The sequence below is a fragment of the Massilia luteola genome, from assembly GCF_034420155.1.
Taxonomy (GTDB): Bacteria; Pseudomonadota; Gammaproteobacteria; order Burkholderiales; family Burkholderiaceae_D; genus Telluria; species Telluria luteola.
In genome coordinates this window covers 20720-38561 of sequence record NZ_JAXOFN010000027.1, presented here as the reverse complement: position 1 = coordinate 38561, position 17842 = coordinate 20720, and the positions used below count along the sequence as shown (strand labels likewise).

At 68.3% G+C, this 17842-nt stretch carries 15 protein-coding genes and 1 pseudogene; 7 read left to right on the top strand and 9 right to left on the bottom strand.

Annotated features, from left to right (window positions below; all coding sequences use genetic code 11):
* Positions 1-25 precede the first annotated feature (25 nt).
* Positions 26-565 carry a peptide-methionine (S)-S-oxide reductase MsrA gene (msrA, locus tag U9J41_RS22865; RefSeq protein ID WP_322404454.1) on the top strand — a complete coding sequence of 180 codons (540 nt, stop codon included), beginning with the start codon at positions 26-28 and terminating at the stop codon, positions 563-565.
* A gap of 54 nt (positions 566-619) precedes the next feature.
* Here msrA and U9J41_RS22860 read toward each other — a convergent pair whose 3' ends face one another.
* Both U9J41_RS22860 and pdxH read right to left on the bottom strand, forming a co-directional pair.
* The gene (locus U9J41_RS22860; RefSeq protein ID WP_322404453.1) at positions 620-1837 is read right to left on the bottom strand and encodes a cyclopropane-fatty-acyl-phospholipid synthase family protein; all 1218 of its coding nucleotides are present in this window, start codon (positions 1835-1837) and stop codon (positions 620-622) included.
* Positions 1838-1874: 37 nt separating this feature from the next.
* Entirely contained in the window at positions 1875-3065 is a 1191-nt protein-coding gene (gene pdxH / locus U9J41_RS22855; RefSeq protein ID WP_322404452.1) for a pyridoxamine 5'-phosphate oxidase, read from the bottom strand.
* A 100-nt stretch (positions 3066-3165) separates the two neighbouring features.
* On the opposite strand from pdxH, the gene tcdA reads away from it, so the two are divergent.
* Genes tcdA through cysK form a run of 3 tightly spaced genes read left to right on the top strand, consistent with a single transcriptional unit; the run spans position 3166 to position 5596 of the window.
* Positions 3166-4065, top strand: coding sequence for a tRNA cyclic N6-threonylcarbamoyladenosine(37) synthase TcdA (gene tcdA / locus U9J41_RS22850; RefSeq protein WP_322404451.1), 900 nt, complete (start codon positions 3166-3168; stop codon positions 4063-4065).
* Positions 4066-4099: 34 nt separating this feature from the next.
* On the top strand, positions 4100-4639 hold the full coding sequence (locus U9J41_RS22845) for an FKBP-type peptidyl-prolyl cis-trans isomerase (protein WP_322404450.1): 540 nt from the start codon (positions 4100-4102) through the stop codon (positions 4637-4639).
* Positions 4640-4663: 24 nt separating this feature from the next.
* Positions 4664-5596, top strand: a complete 933-nt coding sequence (gene cysK / locus U9J41_RS22840) for a cysteine synthase A (RefSeq protein ID WP_322404449.1) — start codon at positions 4664-4666, stop codon at positions 5594-5596.
* A 104-nt stretch (positions 5597-5700) separates the two neighbouring features.
* Here cysK and U9J41_RS22835 read toward each other — a convergent pair whose 3' ends face one another.
* From U9J41_RS22835 to U9J41_RS22810, 6 genes and pseudogenes are all read right to left on the bottom strand, one after another.
* Positions 5701-6699 (bottom strand): cation diffusion facilitator family transporter, encoded by a 999-nt coding sequence (locus U9J41_RS22835; protein ID WP_322404448.1) that lies wholly within the window; start codon positions 6697-6699, stop codon positions 5701-5703.
* A complete protein-coding gene (locus U9J41_RS22830) occupies positions 6696-7025 on the bottom strand; it encodes an ArsR/SmtB family transcription factor (protein WP_322404447.1) in 330 nt (109 codons plus the stop codon). Before U9J41_RS22830 ends, U9J41_RS22835 begins: the two co-directional genes overlap by 4 nt.
* Before the next feature lie 156 nt (positions 7026-7181).
* Positions 7182-7847: a M16 family metallopeptidase gene (locus U9J41_RS22825; protein ID WP_341850619.1), complete on the bottom strand. Its 666-nt coding sequence runs from the start codon at positions 7845-7847 to the stop codon at positions 7182-7184.
* A gap of 73 nt (positions 7848-7920) precedes the next feature.
* A pseudogene (locus tag U9J41_RS22820) lies at positions 7921-9765 on the bottom strand (M16 family metallopeptidase); the annotation flags it as partial.
* Positions 9766-9780: 15 nt separating this feature from the next.
* Positions 9781-10680: a metallophosphoesterase family protein gene (locus U9J41_RS22815; protein ID WP_322404445.1), complete on the bottom strand. Its 900-nt coding sequence runs from the start codon at positions 10678-10680 to the stop codon at positions 9781-9783.
* Positions 10681-10682: 2 nt separating this feature from the next.
* Positions 10683-11165, bottom strand: a complete 483-nt coding sequence (locus U9J41_RS22810; protein ID WP_322404444.1) for a CinA family protein — start codon at positions 11163-11165, stop codon at positions 10683-10685.
* A gap of 385 nt (positions 11166-11550) precedes the next feature.
* On the opposite strand from U9J41_RS22810, the gene U9J41_RS22805 reads away from it, so the two are divergent.
* From U9J41_RS22805 to U9J41_RS22795, 3 genes are read left to right on the top strand one after another with little or no spacing between them, the layout of a single operon-like run.
* A complete protein-coding gene (locus U9J41_RS22805; protein WP_322404492.1) occupies positions 11551-12090 on the top strand; it encodes a YfiR family protein in 540 nt (179 codons plus the stop codon).
* A 5-nt stretch (positions 12091-12095) separates the two neighbouring features.
* Positions 12096-14111 (top strand): sensor histidine kinase, YfiR-like protein-associated, encoded by a 2016-nt coding sequence (locus U9J41_RS22800; RefSeq protein WP_322404443.1) that lies wholly within the window; start codon positions 12096-12098, stop codon positions 14109-14111.
* 10 nt (positions 14112-14121) lie between these two features.
* On the top strand, positions 14122-16701 hold the full coding sequence (locus U9J41_RS22795) for an EAL domain-containing protein (protein ID WP_322404442.1): 2580 nt from the start codon (positions 14122-14124) through the stop codon (positions 16699-16701).
* Between the two features lie 151 nt (positions 16702-16852).
* Here U9J41_RS22795 and thiL read toward each other — a convergent pair whose 3' ends face one another.
* Positions 16853-17827: a thiamine-phosphate kinase gene (gene thiL, locus U9J41_RS22790; protein ID WP_322404441.1), complete on the bottom strand. Its 975-nt coding sequence runs from the start codon at positions 17825-17827 to the stop codon at positions 16853-16855.
* Positions 17828-17842: the final 15 nt, after the last annotated feature.

Below are 17842 nucleotides of genomic sequence, written 5' to 3'. Positions count from 1 at the left end.
ACTATTTATCCCTCGAGGAGTCAGTATGAGCCAGCAATCAGCAACCGAAGTGGCCATCCTGGGCGGCGGGTGTTTCTGGTGCCTGGAAGCGGTCTATCTCGAAGCGCGCGGCATTCTCGGCGTGGAATCGGGCTATATGGGCGGCGAGACCCCTGCGCCGACCTACGAGCAGGTGTGCGCGGGCACGACCGGTCACGCCGAAGTGGTGAAGCTGGAGTTCGATCCGAACGTGATCAGCTATCGCGACATCCTGGAAATCTTTTTCACCATCCACGACCCGACGACGCTCAATCGCCAGGGCAACGACGTCGGCACGCAATACCGGTCCGTCATCTTCTTCACGTCGCCGGAGCAGGAGGCGACGGCGCGCAAGGTGATGGCCGAGATGGCCGCCGTCTGGGATGCGCCGATCGTCACGCAGGTGCTGCCGGCCGAGCAGTGGTACAAGGCCGAGGATTACCACCAGAATTATTTCGCCCAGCATCCGTTGCAGGGGTATTGCGCCTTCGTCGTGGCGCCCAAGGTGGCCAAGTTCCGCAAGACGTTTACGGACCGCGTGAAATAGTCCCCGGCGGCGCGTACAGATGGTGGGCACCCCGTGCCCACCAAACCCAACCGATCACCGGTACATATACTTCCGCGACCACGGAATCAGGTCCGGTCCCTCGCCCGCCTTGCCGCACACGATCTGGTACAGGCTGATCCAGTCGTGCGCGAAGCCGTAGGCGCAGCCCGCCAGGTAGACGTGCCAGATGCGGAAGGTCTTCGGATCGCACGTCGCCTGGATGCGCGCGGCATTGTTCTCGAAATTCTCGGTCCACAGCGCGCACGTGCGGGCGTAGTGGCGGCGCAGGTTTTCCACGTCGCGCACTTCGAGGCCGCCTTCCTGCATGGTGCGGATGACGGTCGACAGGTGCGCCAGCTCGCCGTGCGGGAACACGTATTTGTCGATGAACTCGCCGCCGCCGTACGGGCTGTTGCGCTGCTCGACGTCGGCCGTGGTGATGCCGTGGTTCATCACGACGCCACCCGGCGCCAGCAGCTTGTTGACGCGGCCGAAGTATTCCGGCAGGTGCTCCACGCCCACGTGCTCGAACATGCCGACGCTCGTGATGCGATCGAACTGGCCGTCGACGTCGCGGTAGTCCTGCAAGCGGATCTCGATGCGGTCCTGCAGGCCGGCCCGGGCCACGCGCTCGCGCGCCAGCTCGCACTGGCGTTCGGACAGCGTGACGCCCACGCAGCGCGCGCCGAACCGGGTGGCCGCGCGGATCACCAGGGCGCCCCAGCCGCAGCCGATGTCGAGCAGCGTCTGGCCCGGCTGCACACCGATCTTGGTGAGGATGTGGTCGATCTTCTTTTGCTGGGCCGTGGCCAGGTCTTCGTCGCCGTTCTCGAAATAGGCGCAGGAATACACCATCGCCGGGTCGAGGAACAGGCTGTAGAACTCGTTCGAGACGTCGTAGTGGTAGCGGATGGCCGCGGCGTCTTTCTCGCGCGTGTGCGGCGAGACGAGGCGCAGGGCGGCGCTGGCGACACGGCTCGTGCGCGCCGGCTTGCCCGTGGTTTCCGCGAGGGCGGAGCCCACCTGGATCATGTCGGCCGCGCGCCCTTCGATCTCGAGCGCGCCTTCGACATAGGCTTCGCCCAGGTTGCCCAGCGACGGCGCGAGCAGGTAGCGCAGGCCGCCAGGGTTGGGCACGCGGATTTTCACGCGCGGTTGGTGGTCGGACGACAGGTCGACCTGCGCGCCGTTCCACAATTCCACGCGCAGGGGCAGGTTGAATTTGCTGCGAATGCCTGAAGTCCAGGCGGAAAGCTTCATCTGGTCGAACACGCGTATCTCCGGCTAGTCCCGAACCGGACGCGCCGGTTCAGGGTTGCAAACGTTGCCGCGTCCAAAGTCCATCTTCCTGCCGCGTGTAGACGATGCGGTCGTGGAAGCGTGAACGCCGCCCCTGCCAGAACTCGATCCGTTCCGGCACCAGGCGAAAACCGCCCCAATGCTGTGGCCGTGGCGGTGCTTCGCCATATCGACGCGCCACTTCCTCGTAATGTTGTTCGAGGGCGGCACGGTTCGCGATCGGTTCGCTTTGCTCGGACGCGATCGCCGACAGCCGGCTCTTCAGGGGCCGGCTGTTGAAATACTTATCGCTTTCGTCGGCACTGGTACGCTCGACTCTGCCTTCGATCCGCACTTGCCGTTCAAGTTCACTCCAGAAGAATAGCAGAGCTGCAAAAGGCTTGCTTTCCAGTTGCTTTCCCTTCTGGCTCGCATAGTTCGTATACCAGGTAAAACCGCGCGCATCGAACTGCTTGACCAGCACGATGCGCGACGTCGGACGCCCATCGTCGTCCACGGTGGCCAGGCTCATCGCGTTCGGTTCGTTCACCTCGGCCTTGAGCGCTTCCTCGAACCAGCGCGTGAACTGGACGATCGGGTCGTCGGCCACGTCGCCCTCGTCCAGCCGGGCCTGGCCGTAATCCTTGCGCAGGTCGGCCACGCGCTCGCCGATGTCCGGCGCGGCCGGATCGTCGAGGCCGCGGCGCCGGCGCATGGCCCCGCCCAGGCGCGCCATCTGGTCCGGTCCGAACAGGCGCAGCGCCATCGGCGCCACGATGCCTTCCTCGCGTTCCATGTGGCCCTGGTAGCTCTGCACGAAGCGCCGGACGACGGAGGCGGACAGCTGCGCGCCGCTGCCGTCCGCGATGGCCGTCAATTGCTCGTGCAGGTCTTGCCACATCCCGTCCATTTCCTTGTGTTCCTGCAGGATCAAGGGCGCCAGTGCCTGCAGCGTGGCCGCATCCTCGCCCTGGGCGACGGCGAGCAGCATCGGCAGCAGGTCCTGTTCTTCGTCCTCGTGATGCAGGTGGGCGGCCTTGTCGAAGTATTTCAGAACGGCCGTCGCCGCCTGGCGCGCCTGCTCGTCGGCACCGTGTTCCGGCAGATGGCCCAGCAGTTTTTCCAGCGTGGCAAGCTGTTTGCGGATGCGGCCGTGGCAATGCTTGAGGACGGCGACGGGCTGGTCGAAATCGGGAGCGGGGTCGGAAAGAAGGTTGTTCATGGTCGCTGTTGTGGACACGCAGGATGCGGCCCAATTTTTGATTGACTGAAAGTTATTTTAGAGCAAGGAGCGCCGTTCCGTCCGGTAAAATGGACGCATCATGACTACGATTTCCACCTCTCTCCCCGATGACGTCGACTTCGGCCGCCGCTTCGGCGGCATTGCCCGCCTCTACGGCGAGCGTGCACTGGAACGCTTCCGCGCGGCGCACGTTTGCGTGGTCGGCGTCGGCGGCGTCGGCTCCTGGATCGTCGAAGCGCTGGCGCGCAGCGCCGTCGGCCGCCTCACGCTCATCGACCTCGACAACGTGGCCGAATCCAACATCAACCGCCAGATCCAGGCCCTGTCGACCACCGTCGGCATGCCCAAGATCGAGGCGCTGAAGCAGCGCATCGCGCTCATCAATCCGTACTGCGAAGTCGAGCTCGTCGAAGACTTCATCGATCCGGACAATATCCCGCAGATGATCGGAACGGATCGCTTCGACTACGTCGTCGACGCCATCGACAGCGTCAAGGCCAAGGCCGCGCTGATCGCGTACTGCAGCGAACACGCGATCCCCTTGATCGTCATCGGCGGCGCCGGCGGCCAGCTCGATCCGACCAGGATCGAGGTGCGCGACCTCGCCCGCACCGAGCAGGAACCGCTGCTCAAGAAAGTGCGCAAGATCCTGCGGGCCCGCTACGGCTTCGCGCGCGGCGAAAAGAACAAGTACCACATCGACGCCGTGTTCTCGATGGAACCGCTGCGCTATCCGGAATCCGGCGACGCCTGCGACGTCGACGCCAACAGCGTCACGGGCCTGAACTGCGCCGGCTTCGGCTCGAGCATGGTCGTCACCGCGACGTTCGGCATGGTCGCGGCCGGCCATCTGCTGCGCAAGCTGGCGGAGCAGGCGCATGCAGCCGTGCCGGCGCCGCAGCCGGTGCCGGTCGCCGAACCCGCACTTGTAACCGAATCCGTCGATGCTGGGCAACCGGAGGCTGCCTTGCTATCATAGAATCAGTTTTTTACTGATTCGTGAAAGAGGCTCCATGATCCGTCGTATCGCCCTCGCAGGCCTGCTGCTGGCGGCTGCCGCCGCCAACGCGCAGGACGCATCCCAGGCCGGCAACGGCCTGTCCGGTCCCAAGGACCCGGCCCAGGCCACGGCCAACGCCGCTGCTCCCGCCAATCCGACCAACCCCGTCAACCCGGCCCCCGCGGCCCAGGTCCCGCAAGGCCCGCAGGTGCAGGTCATCGACCACGTGATCGGCAAGGGTGCCGAAGCGACGTACGGCAGCACCGTGCTCGTCAATTACACGGGCTGGTTCTACAAACCGCTGGCCGCCAGGCAGCGCGGCCACAAATTCGACTCGTCGCTGGACGCGGGCCGCGACCCGCTCGAGTTCCGGCTCGGCGCGCGCCAGGTCATCAAGGGCTGGGAGCAGGGCGTGCAGGGCATGAAGGTGGGCGGCAAGCGCACCCTGATCATCCCGAGCGAACTCGCCTATGGCAAACGCGGCGCCCCCGGCGGCTCGATTCCGCCGGATTCCGATCTGATCTTCGATGTTGAACTGTTGAAGGTGAAGTAAGTCTAATTCAACCGGGAGGACTGCATGCGCATCGCGAACGACGTGACGGAACTGATCGGCAATACCCCCTTGGTGCGGATCCGCCGCCTGGCCCAGGGCGCCGGGGCGGACATCACCGCCAAGCTCGAGTTCTACAACCCGGCCCACAGCGTGAAGGACCGGATCGGCCTGGCCATGATCGAGGCGGCCGAGCAGTCCGGCCGGATCGGCCCGAACACCATCATCGTCGAACCCACCAGCGGCAACACGGGCATCGCGCTGGCGATGGTGTGCGCGGCGCGCGGCTACCGCTGCCGCCTCGTCATGCCCGAGACGATGAGCAGCGAGCGGCGCATGCTGCTGCGCGCATACGGCGCCGAACTGGTGCTCACGCCCGGGCCGGAAGGCATGCTGGGCGCGATCCGCCGCGCCGAGGAAATCGTCGCGTCCGACCCGAACTGCTTCATGCCGCAGCAGTTCAACAACCCGGCCAATCCCGCCGTCCACCGCCGCACGACGGCCGAGGAAATCTGGCGCGACACGGACGGCAAGGTCGACATCCTCGTGGCCGGCGTCGGCACGGGCGGCACCATCACGGGCGTGGCCGAAGTGATCAAGGCACGCAAGCCGTCGTTCCAGGCCATCGCCGTGGAACCGGAAGCGTCGCCTATCCTGTCCAGGGGCACGAAAGGGCCGCACCCGATCCAGGGCCTCGGCGCCGGCTTCATCCCGGAAGTGCTGAACACGAAGAGTTACGACGAGGTCATCGCCGTCAAGAACGACGACGCCTTCGAGACGGCCCGCGCGGCCGCGCGCGAGGAAGGGCTACTGGTCGGCATCTCGTCCGGCGCCGCGTTGTGGGCCGCGATCGAGGTCGCCAAACGGCCGGAGAACGCGGGCAAGCTGATCGTCACCATCATTCCCTCGTTCGGCGAGCGCTACCTCAGTACGCCGCTGTACGCGAATCTGGCCGGCTGACGTATTCCAGGTAGGGTGGGCACCCGTGCCCACCATGCGTGACCGCGACGCAGGCGTTTGCGCGGCGCATGCATTTGGCGGGCACGGGGTGCCCACCCTACGGCTCAGTGCGCGTGGCCGTGGCTGTGATCGTGGTCGTGACAATGATCGTGATCGTCATGCGCATGCGCCTCCAGCCCGTCGTGCAGGGCGCAACTGCTGTGCTTGGTCGTCCCCTGTTCCACCTGCAGCGTGCAATGGTGGATGGAGAAATCCTCGCGCAGGTGGCCAACGATGTCGTCGATGGCCGCATCGCCCGGATAGCCGGCCGGCATCACGAGGTGGGCCGTGAGGGCCGTCTCCGTCGTGCTCATCGCCCAGATGTGGACGTCGTGCACTTCGGTCACGCCCGGTTGCGCGGCCAGGAAGGCCGTCACGCTCGTCGCATCGACGCTGTCCGGCACGCCCGCGAGCACCATCTGGATCGATTCCTTCAGCAGCGACCACGTGCCCGCGACGATCACGACGACGAGCACGAGGCTGACCGCCGGGTCGAGCCACGTCCAGCCCGTATAGATGATGACGAGGCCGGAGATGACGACGCCCAGCGACAGCACGGCATCGGCCGCCATGTGCTGGTAGGCGCCGCGCACGTTGATGTCGTCCTTGCTGCCGGCCACGAACAGCCAGGCCGAGAAGCCGTTGATCAGCACGCCGATGAGGGCCACGATGGAGACCGTCGTGCCGGCCACCGGTTCCGGATGGGCGACGCGGTGCACGGCTTCCCATGCGATGGCGCCGCACGCCACCATCAGCAGCAGGGCGTTGGCGAGGGCCGCCAGTATCGACGTGCCGCGCAGGCCGTACGTGAAGCGGCGCGACGGCGCGCTCCTGGTGAGCAGGGCGGCGCCCCAGGCGAGTCCCAGGCCCAGCACGTCGGACAGGTTGTGGCCGGCGTCGGCCATCAGCGCCGTCGAGTTGGCGATGAAGCCGTAGACGAATTCGATGGCGACGAAGGCCGTGTTCAGGGCGATCGCAATGCCGAACGCGCGGCCGTTGCCGTCCGGTGTCGGATGATGGTGATGGTGGCCGTGGTCATGGCCGTGGGAATGATGGTGACTCATGCGTCCAGTCCGGTAGTTGATTCGGCGATCGGTTCGGCGATGTGTTCGAACATGTTGGCGAGCAGTCCGCTGATGTGGGCATCGGCCGCCGCATAGAACACCTGCTTGCCCTGGCGCTCGGCCTTGACGATGCGGGCCGCGCGCAGCAGGCGCAGGTGGTGGCTGACCAGCGAACTGGACAGGTTCAACGCGCCGGCGATGTCGCCCACGGCGGTCGGCTGCGCCAGGCAGGCGAGCACGATGCGCAGGCGCGTGGGGTCGCCCAGCAGGTGGAACAGGTCGGCGAGTTCGTCGACGGCATTGTCGATGTCGGGTGGGATGCTCATGTTTAACGTGTGAAGAACTGTTCACATGTTAAACGCAGACGCATGGCGGAGGCAAGAGACGTTTGCGGCCGGGCCGCAAATGCGACGGTAGGCGGCTCGACCGCGCGTGTTGCATCACGCGGGCATGACACGAACCGCGCGGTTTAGCCGTCCACCCTACGGGAGCTGGCCGTCCGTGTCGCGCAGCTCCGGCGTTCCGAGCCCGAGCTTTTGCAACTGCGGCAAGATCGCCGCACGGTCCCCCACGGCGATGACCTTCAGCTGGTCCGGCTTGACGTATTTTTGCGCCGCCGCCTGTACCTGGGCCGCGGTGACGGCGCGGAACCGGTCGGGCAGGGTGCGCCAGTAATCGGCCGGCAGGTCGAACACATACGTCTCGGCCAGGCTCGCGCCGATGCCGCTGTTCGTTTCGAACTGCCCCGGCAGCGAATACACCTGCGAGTCGCGTGCGCCCGCCAGTTCGGGACCCGGCAGCGGCTTGTCGCGCATGCCGTTCACTTCCTTGAGAATCTCGGCGACGGAGAGCCCCGTGACATCCGTGCGCACGCTGCCGGCGATGGCGAACGGGCCCGGCGTGCGGTGGTAGCGGAAGTCGGAAAACACGCCGTAGCTGTAGCCCTTCTCTTCACGCAGGTTGAGGTTGATGCGGCTCGAGAACAGGCCGCCCAGTGCCGCGTTCATGACCTGCATGGCCGGATAGTCCGGCGTCCTGCGCGGTGCCGCGATGGCCGTCACGCGCAGCGCCGTCTGCGGCGCGCCCGGCTTGTCGACGACGGTAGGGGTGGTCCGGTCCGTACAGCGCGCCGGCCGCGGCGACGGCAGCGACCAGTGCCGGGTCGTCGCGCCGCTGCGTGAGTTCTCCCAGGCGCGCGGCGCGCTGGCGCTCGACTTCGGCGGTGGGAAAGGCGGGGTGCTGCACGACGTCGGCCAGCACGTTCAGCGCCTGCGGGAACGTGGAACGCAACGCCAGCAGCGACACCGTCGACGCGTCAGGCGAAGCGGTGCTGCCGAGGAAGGCGCCCAGCTGGGCGATTTCGTCGGCGATGCGCGGTGCGCTGCGCGTGGCCGTGCCTTCTTCCAGCATCTGCGCCGTGTAGCCGGCGAGGCCCGGCTGGTCGGACGGGTTGGCGCCGGAGCCGCTTTTCACGACCAGTTCCGCCGCCACCAGCGGCAGCGCCGGATTCGGATGGAAGATGACGGTGAGACCGTTCGGCAGCCTGAACGACTCGCCCTGCGGCAGCGTGAAGCGCGGCGCCGGACCCGGTTTCGGCGGCGTGCGGCGCCACGGTTCGTCGCGGTTGATGCCGGCGCCGAGGCCCGGCGCGGATGCCTTGGGCGGCGGCGGCGTCGGGACGTCGGGCCCGAGGTCGGGCTTGCCCGGCACGCCGGCGACGATCACGCGCGCGTTCGGCTGCAGGTAGGCTTGCGCCACGCGGCGCACGTCGGCCGCGCTGACGCGGCGCAGGCGCTCGATGTCCTTCGGCAGGTAGCCGGGATCGCCCGTGTACTGGTTGTACTGGTTGATCTGGTTCGCGAGGCCCGTGCCGCCCAGCTTCTCGATCGACGTCAGCATCGCCGTCTCGATCGTGTTGCGGGCGCGTTCGACTTCCTGTTCGGACGGTCCGGTGTCGCGCAGCGCCTTGAGTTCCGCGTCGATAGCCGCCTCCAGCTCGGCCGGTTCGTGGCCCGGGCGCGCGGTGGCGTCGACGATGAAGGTGGACGTGAGCGCGTTCGAATTCTGCGCCGCCGATGCCTGCTGGGCGATCTGGCGTTCGTACACGAGCGATTTGTACAGGCGGCTCGCCTTGCCGCCGGCGAGGATCTGCGCCGTCACTTCCAGTTCGGCGTCGCCCGGCTGGAACGCCGGCGGCGTGAGCCACGCCATGTACACGCGCGGCAGCTCGACGCGGTCCGCGACCGTGAGGCGGCGTTCGCGCGTGATCGGCGGCGTGACGACTTTTGGACGCACGACCGGCGCGCTGCGTTTGAAGCTGCCGAAGTATTTGGCGACGAGGGCGCGCGTCCTGGTCTTGTCGATGTCGCCGGCGATCACGATGCTGGCGTTGTTCGGGCCGTAGTAGCGTTTGAAAAAGTCGCGCACGTCGGCCAGCTTCGCGTTCTGGATGTCGGCGTGCGAGCCGATGACGGCCGCGTAATACGGGTGGGTCTTCGGGAACAGCGCGTGGTTCAGCGCTTCCTCGACGATGCCGTACGGGCGGTTCTCGACGCTCTGGCGCCGCTCGTTGCGCACGACGTCCTGCTGGTTCGACAGCGCGGTCTGGTCGAGCACGTCGAGGAGGTAGCCCATGCGGTCGGCGTGCACCCACAGCGCGAGTTCGAGCTGGTTCGACGGCACGGTGTCGTAGTAATTGGTGCGGTCGTAGTCGGTGCTGCCGTTGCTGTCGGTGGCGCCGGCGCCTTCCAGCAGGCGGTCGGCGAGGCCGCGCGGCAGGTGCCGGGTCCCGGCGAACATCATGTGCTCGAACAGGTGGGCGAAGCCGGTGAGGCCCGGCGCCTCGTTGGCGGGGCCGACGTGGTACCAGATGTTGACGGCCACGATGGGCAGGCGGTGGTCCTCGACGAGGATCACTTCCAGGCCGTTGGGCAAGGTGGTCTTGTCGTAGCGGACCTGCGGCGCGGCGGCTGCCGCTGGCGCTGGCGCTGGCGCGGGTTGTGCCTGCGCCGCCACCGGCCCCGCGAGGACCAGCAGCAGGGGAAGCAAGGACAGGAGGCGGGTCATGCGGGCTCCGTTTTTTTAGTGACAGGCGGCGCTGCCCCGGTCGGGCGGCGCGACGCCGAAAGAAGACAGCCGCGTCGACTCGACGAATTCCCAGCCGTAGCCGCCCGCGTACAGCTGCAGGCGCAGCACGCCGGTGCGGTTGCTGTCGCGGACCTCGCTGTGCGCGACGGTCAGCAGGAACGGCGTCGGATACGCGCCGCCCGTGCCGACCACGAACTGGCGGATGCCGCGCGCCGCATCGAGCCGGCCGTCCGCATCCTGCGGGGCGAAGCGTTCGTAGTCGTGGTCGTGGCCGGACAGCACCAGCTCGGCGCCGGCGTCGTACAGCAGCTTCCAGGCGTCGTGCATCTTCGGCACGCTGCCATGGCCGCCCGAACTGTACAGCGGATGGTGCCAGTACGCGAGCGTGCAGCGGGCCGGGTGGCGCGCCAGGTCGGCGCGCAGCCAGTCCAGCTGGGCCGCGTGCTGGATCGGGGCCAGGTTGCTGTCCAGGGAAATGATGTGCCAGGTGCCCAGCTCGAAGCTGTAGTAGCCGCGCCCGGCGCGCGCGCCCCAGTACGCGAAATAGGGTTTGGCGCCTGGCGTGTAGTACTCGTGGTTGCCGGGCGCGGGCCAGGTGCGGTCCTTGAAACGGCCCCACGTGGGCGCGTAGCAGTCGGTGAATTCCTTCGCGGCGCCGACCGGATAGGTCAAGTCGCCCAGCGCCAGCACGACGGCCCGCGGATCCTGCGCGAGCCCGGCGGCGACGGTGGCGGCTGTCTCGGCCGCGACCGAATACGCCGGGTCAGGGTAGGCGCAGCGCGCGATGTCGCCGGCCGCGTACACGGTGATGCCGGAGTCGGCGCCCGCGGCGGCCGCGCTCGCGGAGACGAACGCCGCGAGCGCGGCCGCGGCACGCAGCGGCAGGCGCGCCATCCTTACTCGAGCAGGCGCAACAGGCCGGCCAGCGCGTGCGCCACGGTCTGCTCGCGCACCGCGTGGCGGTCGCCGGAGAACACGAGGCGCTCCGTGTACGTGGTATCGCCCTTCGACCAGCCGAAGCACACCGTGCCCACGGGTTTGCCGGGGACGGCGCCGGTGGGACCGGCGATGCCGGTCGTCGACACCGCCACGTCGGCATTGCTGTTGGCGACTGCGCTTTCGGCCATGGCGCCCGCGACTTCCTCGCTGACGGAACCGAATTGCGCGATCAGCGCGGCCGACACGTCCAGCATCTCGGTCTTGGAGGCGTTCGAATACGTCACGAAGCCGCATTCGAACCAGCCGGTCGAGCCGGGGATTTCCGTGATGGCCTGGGAGACGCCGCCGCCCGTGCAGGATTCGGCGGTGGCCAGCAGCAGGCCCTTGGCTTCGAGTGCCCGGCCCACACGGGTGGCCAGGTCGATGATGTCGTTCGTCACGTGTCGCTCCTCCTTGTAATGGCGGCCGCGGAGGGTCGCCAGGGTCTCCAGGATCTTTCGCGGGCGCGCCCCGTGTGCCGGGCGTGGAATGATCCGCTGCGCGCTCGCGTCCATTCTAGCGCGCCTTCCCGGCCTGCGGCGTCGGAATCTTAACGAAAAGCCATGCTTGCCCGCCGCGCCGCCGTCCTTACAAATGTTATTGTATTTATCGACGTTAACGAACTTGTTCGTTCCGTGCGACATTACCCTCGGCCGTGCTGCTATCCTGCCCGTCTTGCGGGCTGGCCGTGCGGGCGCGCCCGCACCGTTGTTCATTGACCGAACCAGGACCTCGCATGCCGCTCGACCGTTTCGCGCATGACCACCCGGGGCCGGCATACCCGTGATGGCGCTGTCCTTCGCAGCCGCGCGCCCGTCCCGCCGGGCGGTGCTGTGCCTGCTGATCCTCGCAGGTGCCGCCCAGGCCCGGCCCGACCTCCCGGCCACCCCTGAGCGCAAGCTCAAGGCGGCCTATATCTACCGTGTCGCCACGTTCGTCGCCTGGCCGGACGCCGCGTTCGCGCGCCCCGGTGCGCCGCTGCTGGTCGGCGTCGCCGGCGACGACGCGCTGGCCGCCGAAGCCGCGCGCTTCATGGACGGACGCCTCGTGCACGGCCGGCCGCTGGCGGTCGTGCGCATCGATCGCCTCGATCCGCACGCCATGCCGCACGTCCTGTTCGTGGCCGCCTCGCCCGCGCGCGGCCGCCTGCTGGATGCCGCGCACAGCCAGCCCGTGCTGACGGTCTGCGACGGCGCGCCCGGACACGGCTGCGTGGTCGGGCTGGTGGCGGACGGCACGCACCTGCGGCCGCGCATCGACCGGCTCGAAGCGATGGCCGGGCAGTTGCGCATCAGCGCGCGCCTGCTGGCGCTGGCGGCGTGGTGACAAGCATGATCCGCCCGCGCCGCTCGATCCGCGAAAAGCTCGTCACGATCGTGATGTCGACGACGCTCGCGGCACTGGCCGTCTCGGTGGGCACCGTCGTCGCCTACGACCTGCGCAGCTACAAGAGCGCGCTGCTGAACGACCTCGCGACGCAGGCGGAACTGGTGGGCCACATGACGTCGGCGGCGCTGGCCTTCGACGACGCGCGCCTGGCGCGCGAGAACCTGGCCCTGCTGCGCAGCCGGCCGTCGGTGCGCGCGGCCGCCATCTACGACGAGAAGGGCACGCTGTTCGCGACCTACGTCGCGCCCGGCGAGACCGGCGTGTTCCCCGTGCGTCCGGCGCAGGGCGGCCGGCTGGTGCATGCCGGCGGCAAGGAAACCTATGTCGGCAGCGGCGAGGATCTGGTGCTGTACAAGCCGATCAGCGAGAACGGCGACCTGCTCGGCACCGTCTACCTGCGCTCGCAGAACCAGATGATGGAGCGGATGCGCGACTACCTCGTGATCTGCGCCTGCGTCACGGTGCTGGCGCTGTTCATCGCGTGGCTGCTCGTGCGCCGCCTGGGCCACACGATCACGACGCCCATCGACGCCATCACGAACATCGCGCGCGAAGTCGTGGCGCGGCGCGACTATTCGCGGCGCGCGCCGCGCATCAGCGAGGACGAGGCGGCGGAACTCGTCGATTCCTTCAACGCCATGCTGACCGAGATCGAGCAGAGGACGCGCGCGCTGGAAGACTCGAACAGCGAGATCGTGCGCCTGAACGAACGGCTCGAAGCGCGCGTGCAGGAACGCACGGCCCAGCTGGAACTGGCCAATTCGGAACTGGAACTGGCGATCGAGGAAGCGCGCAATGCCAACCAGGCCAAGTCCGCGTTCCTGTCGTCGATGAGCCACGAGCTGCGCACGCCGCTCAACGCCATCCTCGGCTTCGCCCAGATCCTCGCGGCCGACAACATGCCGACGACGCTCGACCAGAAAAAGGAATTCGCCGGCCACATCCTCAAGTCGGGCCGCCACCTGCTCACCCTGATCAACGAGATCCTCGACCTGGCCAAGGTGGAGGCGGGGGCATTGAGCCTGTCGATGGAACCGGTGCTGCTGGCCGAGGTGCTGGAAGAATGCCAGGGCATGATCGCGCCGCTGGCGGCCGCGCGCGGGGTGCGGGTCCTGTTCCCCGCAGCGCCCGCGGTGCGCGTGCAGGCCGACCGCACCCGCCTGAAGCAGGTGCTCCTGAACCTGTTGTCGAATGCGGTCAAGTACAACCGCGAGGGCGGGGCGGTCGTCGTCGATTGCGCGCAGCCGGCGCCGCAGCGCCTGCGCCTGTCCGTGCAGGACACGGGCATGGGCCTGTCGCCCGAGCAGGTGGCCGGCCTGTTCCAGCCTTTCAATCGCCTCGGCCAGGAAACCGGCACGCAGGAAGGCACGGGCATCGGCCTGGTCGTGACGCGCCGTCTCGTCGAACTGATGGGCGGCGAGATCGGCGTCACCAGCAGCCCGGGCGTGGGCAGCGTGTTCTGGATCGAGCTGGCCTGCGCCGACGCGGCCGGGACCGCGCCCGACGCCGCGCCGGCCGCGCGCGCCGCGGCCGGCGCGGCGGACGGCGCTGCACCGGCGCGGGCGTCCACCGTCCTGTACATCGAAGACAATCCGGCCAACCTGAAACTGGTGCAGGAGATCGTGCGCTTCCGGTCCGACCTGCGCCTCGTGAGCGCGCCGGACGGCCACTTCGGCCTGTCGCTCGCGCGCAGCCAGCGGCCCGACATCATCCTGATGGACCTGAACCTGCCGGGCCTCTCCGGGTTCGAGGTCCTGGCGCAACTGCGCCGCGAACCCGAGACCGCGCGGATTCCCGTCATCGCGGTGTCCGCCAACGCCATGCGCGCCGACATCGAGCGCGCGCTGGCCGTCGGCTTCGCGCGCTACCTGACCAAGCCGATCGACATCGGCCAGTTCAACGAGGCCATCGACGGCGTGCTGGCGCAGCGCCCCGCCGAGCACAGACAGCCCGAGTGAGGACCACCCCATGATTTCGCCCAACGACATCCGCCACGCGCACATCCTCGTCGTCGACGACGAACCGGTGAACGTGCAGTTGCTCGAATTCCTGCTCAAGACGAGCGGTTACGAGAACGTCGCCAGCACCACCGATCCGCGCCAGGTCGCCGCGCTGCACCTGCAGCACCGCTACGACCTGATCATCCTCGACCTGCAGATGCCGCACATGGACGGCTTCCAGGTGATGGAGGCGCTGAAACCGATGGAGCGCGAATCCTGGCTGCCCGTGCTCGTGGTGACGGCGGAGCCGGACAAGAAGCTGGCCGCGCTGGAAGCAGGCGCGCGCGACTTCATCGGCAAGCCGTTCGACACGGTCGAGGTGCTGACGCGCATCCGCAACCTGCTCGAAGTGCGCCTGTTCCACCAGGAGTCGCGCGACTACGGCGCGCGCATGGAGCGCAAGGTGCGCGAACGGACGGCCGAACTGCAGCGCTTCCGCGGCGCGATGGATGCGACGACCGACGCCATCTTCCTCGTCGACGCGCGCACCATGGCGATGGTCGACGTCAGCGACGGCGCCTGCCGCATGCTGGGTTTCTCGCGCGAGGCGCTGCTGCGCATCGACCCGGTCGCGCTGGGCCTGGCCGAACGCGCGCAGCTCGAACGCTATGCCGACCCGGCATCCACGTCGCGCGAGCACGACATCGTCGAGACGGAACTGCTGCGCTCGGACGGGCAGGGCGCGGTGCCGGTCGAGATCAGCTGGCAGCTGCAGTCGTCGGACCACACCCGCATCCTGATCGCCGTCGCGCGCGACATCAGCGAGCGCCTGCAGGCCGCGCAGCGCCTCAAGCACATGTCGAACTACGACAGCCTGACCGGCCTGCCGAACCGCAGCCTGTTCTTCCACACGCTGCGCGACGCCATCGAACTCGCGCAGGACAAGAACTGGCGCATCGCCGTCCTGTTCATCACGCTCGACCGCTTCAAGATCGTCAACGACTCGCTCGGCCCCGCGCTGGGCGACGAACTGCTGCGCCAGTTCAGCACGCGGCTCGTGCGCTGCGTGCGCCTGCGCGACACGATCGGGCGCCTGGGCGGCGATGAATTCGCGCTGATCCTCACGATGACGCGCGAGCAGACCGAGGACGAAGCCGTGAGCGTGGCCAACGAGGTGCGCGAGGCGCTGCGCGCACCGTTCGACCTGAACGGCCAGCAGGCCGTGCTGACGGCCAGCATCGGCATCGCGATGTACCCGGACGATGCCACCGACCCCGGCACGCTGGTCAAGTACGCCGACGTGGCGATGGTGCGCGCCAAGGAGGCCGGCCGCGACGGCTACCGCTTCTTCACGGCCGGGATGAACGTGCAGGTGCTGGCGCGGCTGGACCTCGAGGTCGCGCTGCGCGGCGCCGTCGACGACAACCAGTTCGAGCTGCACTACCAGCCCAAGCTGGACCTGAACACGGGCCGCGTGAGCGGCGTGGAGGCGCTGCTGCGCTGGCGCCGTCCCGGCGTGGGCCTCGTGTACCCGGCCGAATTCGTCCCCATCCTGGAAGACACGGGCATGGTCGTGCGCGTGGGCGCGTGGATCCTCGGCGAGGCCTGCCGCCAGATCGCCGCGTGGAATGCGGAGGGCGTGCGCGACGTGCGCGTGGCCGTAAACGTGTCGAGCCGCCAGTTCGTCGAGGGCGACCTGGAAGGCGACATCCGCGCTGCGCTGGAACACCATCGCGTGGACCCGGGCCTGCTCGAACTGGAACTGACCGAGAGCGCGCTGATGTCGAACTTCGAACACACGGTGCAGGTGCTGGAGCGCCTGAAGCTGCTCGGCATCCGCGTCGCCATCGACGATTTCGGCACCGGCTATTCGAGCCTCGCGTACCTCAAGCGCTTCCCGATCGACAAGCTGAAGATCGACATCGCGTTCGTGCGCGACATCACGACGAACCCGGACGACGCCGCGATCGCGCTGGCCATCATCAGCATGGCGCACAGCCTGCACATGCAGGTGATCGCGGAAGGCGTGGAGTCGCGCGCCCAGATGGCGCTGCTGCGCCGCCACCGCTGCGACGAGATCCAGGGCTTCCATTTTTCGCGCGCGCTCGCCCCCGCCGAGCTGGCGCGGCTGGTCCTGGAAAACCGTTCCCAGCCCACGCGGCCGGCGGAGGACGACCGCAACGTCCAGACCCTGCTCGTCGTGGACGACGACGTCAACGTGCTGACCACGCTGCACCGCCTGTTCAGGCGCGACAACTACCGCGTGCTGACGGCCGCGTCGCCGGCCGAGGGCTTCGAGCTGCTGGCGCTGTACCGCGTGCAGGTGATCCTGTGCGACCAGCGCATGCCGGCGATGAACGGCACCGAATTCCTCAGCAAGGTCAAGGAGATGTATCCGGACACGATGCGCATCATCCTGTCCGGCTACACGGGCGTGGAGACGGTGCTCGATTCGATCAACCGGGGCGCGATCTACCGCTTCTATACGAAGCCGTGGAACGACACGGAATTGCGCGACAACGTGCGGCTCGCGTTTCGCCAGTACTGGCTCACGCACGGGCCGTACGATGATCGCAAGACGCCGCGCGGGGACGAAGAAGCGGCGTGAATACGCATGCTTTTGGTGGGCACGGGGTGCCCGCCCTACGGCAGCGTCGACGTCGTAGGGCGGGCTCCGAGAGCCCGCACAGAAGTTGGCCGTGGCCGAAATGGTCCGGGCCAGCCGGTCGTAGGGCGGGCTCCCAGAGCCCGCGCGGCAGTCAGCCCGGGCTGAAATGGTCCCAACCGGCCAGCTGCAGATCGAGCGCCGCGCCGTCGGCATCGACGAGCCGCAGGCCCGGTTCGGCCACGATCGTCCCGACCCGCGTGACAGCCGTCCCGCTGGCGACCCCGGCCGCGAGAATCGCGTCGCGTCGCTCCGCTGGCGCCGTGAAACACAGTTCGTAGTCATCGCCCCCAGCCGCGGCGAAGCGCCGGCGCAGCGCGCGCGGCTGGCGCATCAGCGCGGGGCCGGCCGGCAGCGCGTCGAGGTCCAGCACCGCGCCCACGCGCGAGGCGGCGAGGATGTGCTTCAAGTCGCCCACGAGGCCGTCCGAGATGTCGAGCGCGGCGTGCGCCAGGCCGCCTTCGGCCAGCAGGCGCCCGAGCGCCACGCGCGGCGTCGGCGCGTGCATGCGCTGCGCCGTGGCCGCGTGGTCGACGGCATCCAGCGCGACCTCGCTGTGGCGTGCCGCGAGCCACAGGCGTGCGTCGCCGAGCGTGCCCGAGATCCAGACGTCGTCGCCCGCGCGCGCGGCGTCGCGGCGCAGTGCCCGGCCGGGCTCCAGTTCGCCGAAGATCGTGATGCAGACGTTCAGCGGGCCTTTCGTCGTGTCGCCGCCCAGCAGCTCGCAGCCGTGGGCGTCGGCCAGCGCGAACAGGCCGCGTGAAAAGCCGTCGAGCCAGTCCGGCTCGGCCGCCGGCAGCGCCAGCGCGAGCGTGAAACCGAGCGGCCTGGCGCCCATCGCGGCCAGGTCGGACAGGTTCACGGCCAGGCATTTGTGGGCCAGCAGGAACGGGTCGGCGCCGGCAAAGAAATGGCGGTCCTCGACGAGCATGTCGGATGAGATGGCCAGCAGCTTGCCGGGCGTGGGCGCGAGCAGGGCGCAGTCGTCGCCGACGCCGAGGACGGTGTTCGGGCCGCAGGCGCGGTCGCGCTGGAAGTAGCGTTTGATGAGATCGAATTCGGAGAGCATCCCGCGATTCTAATC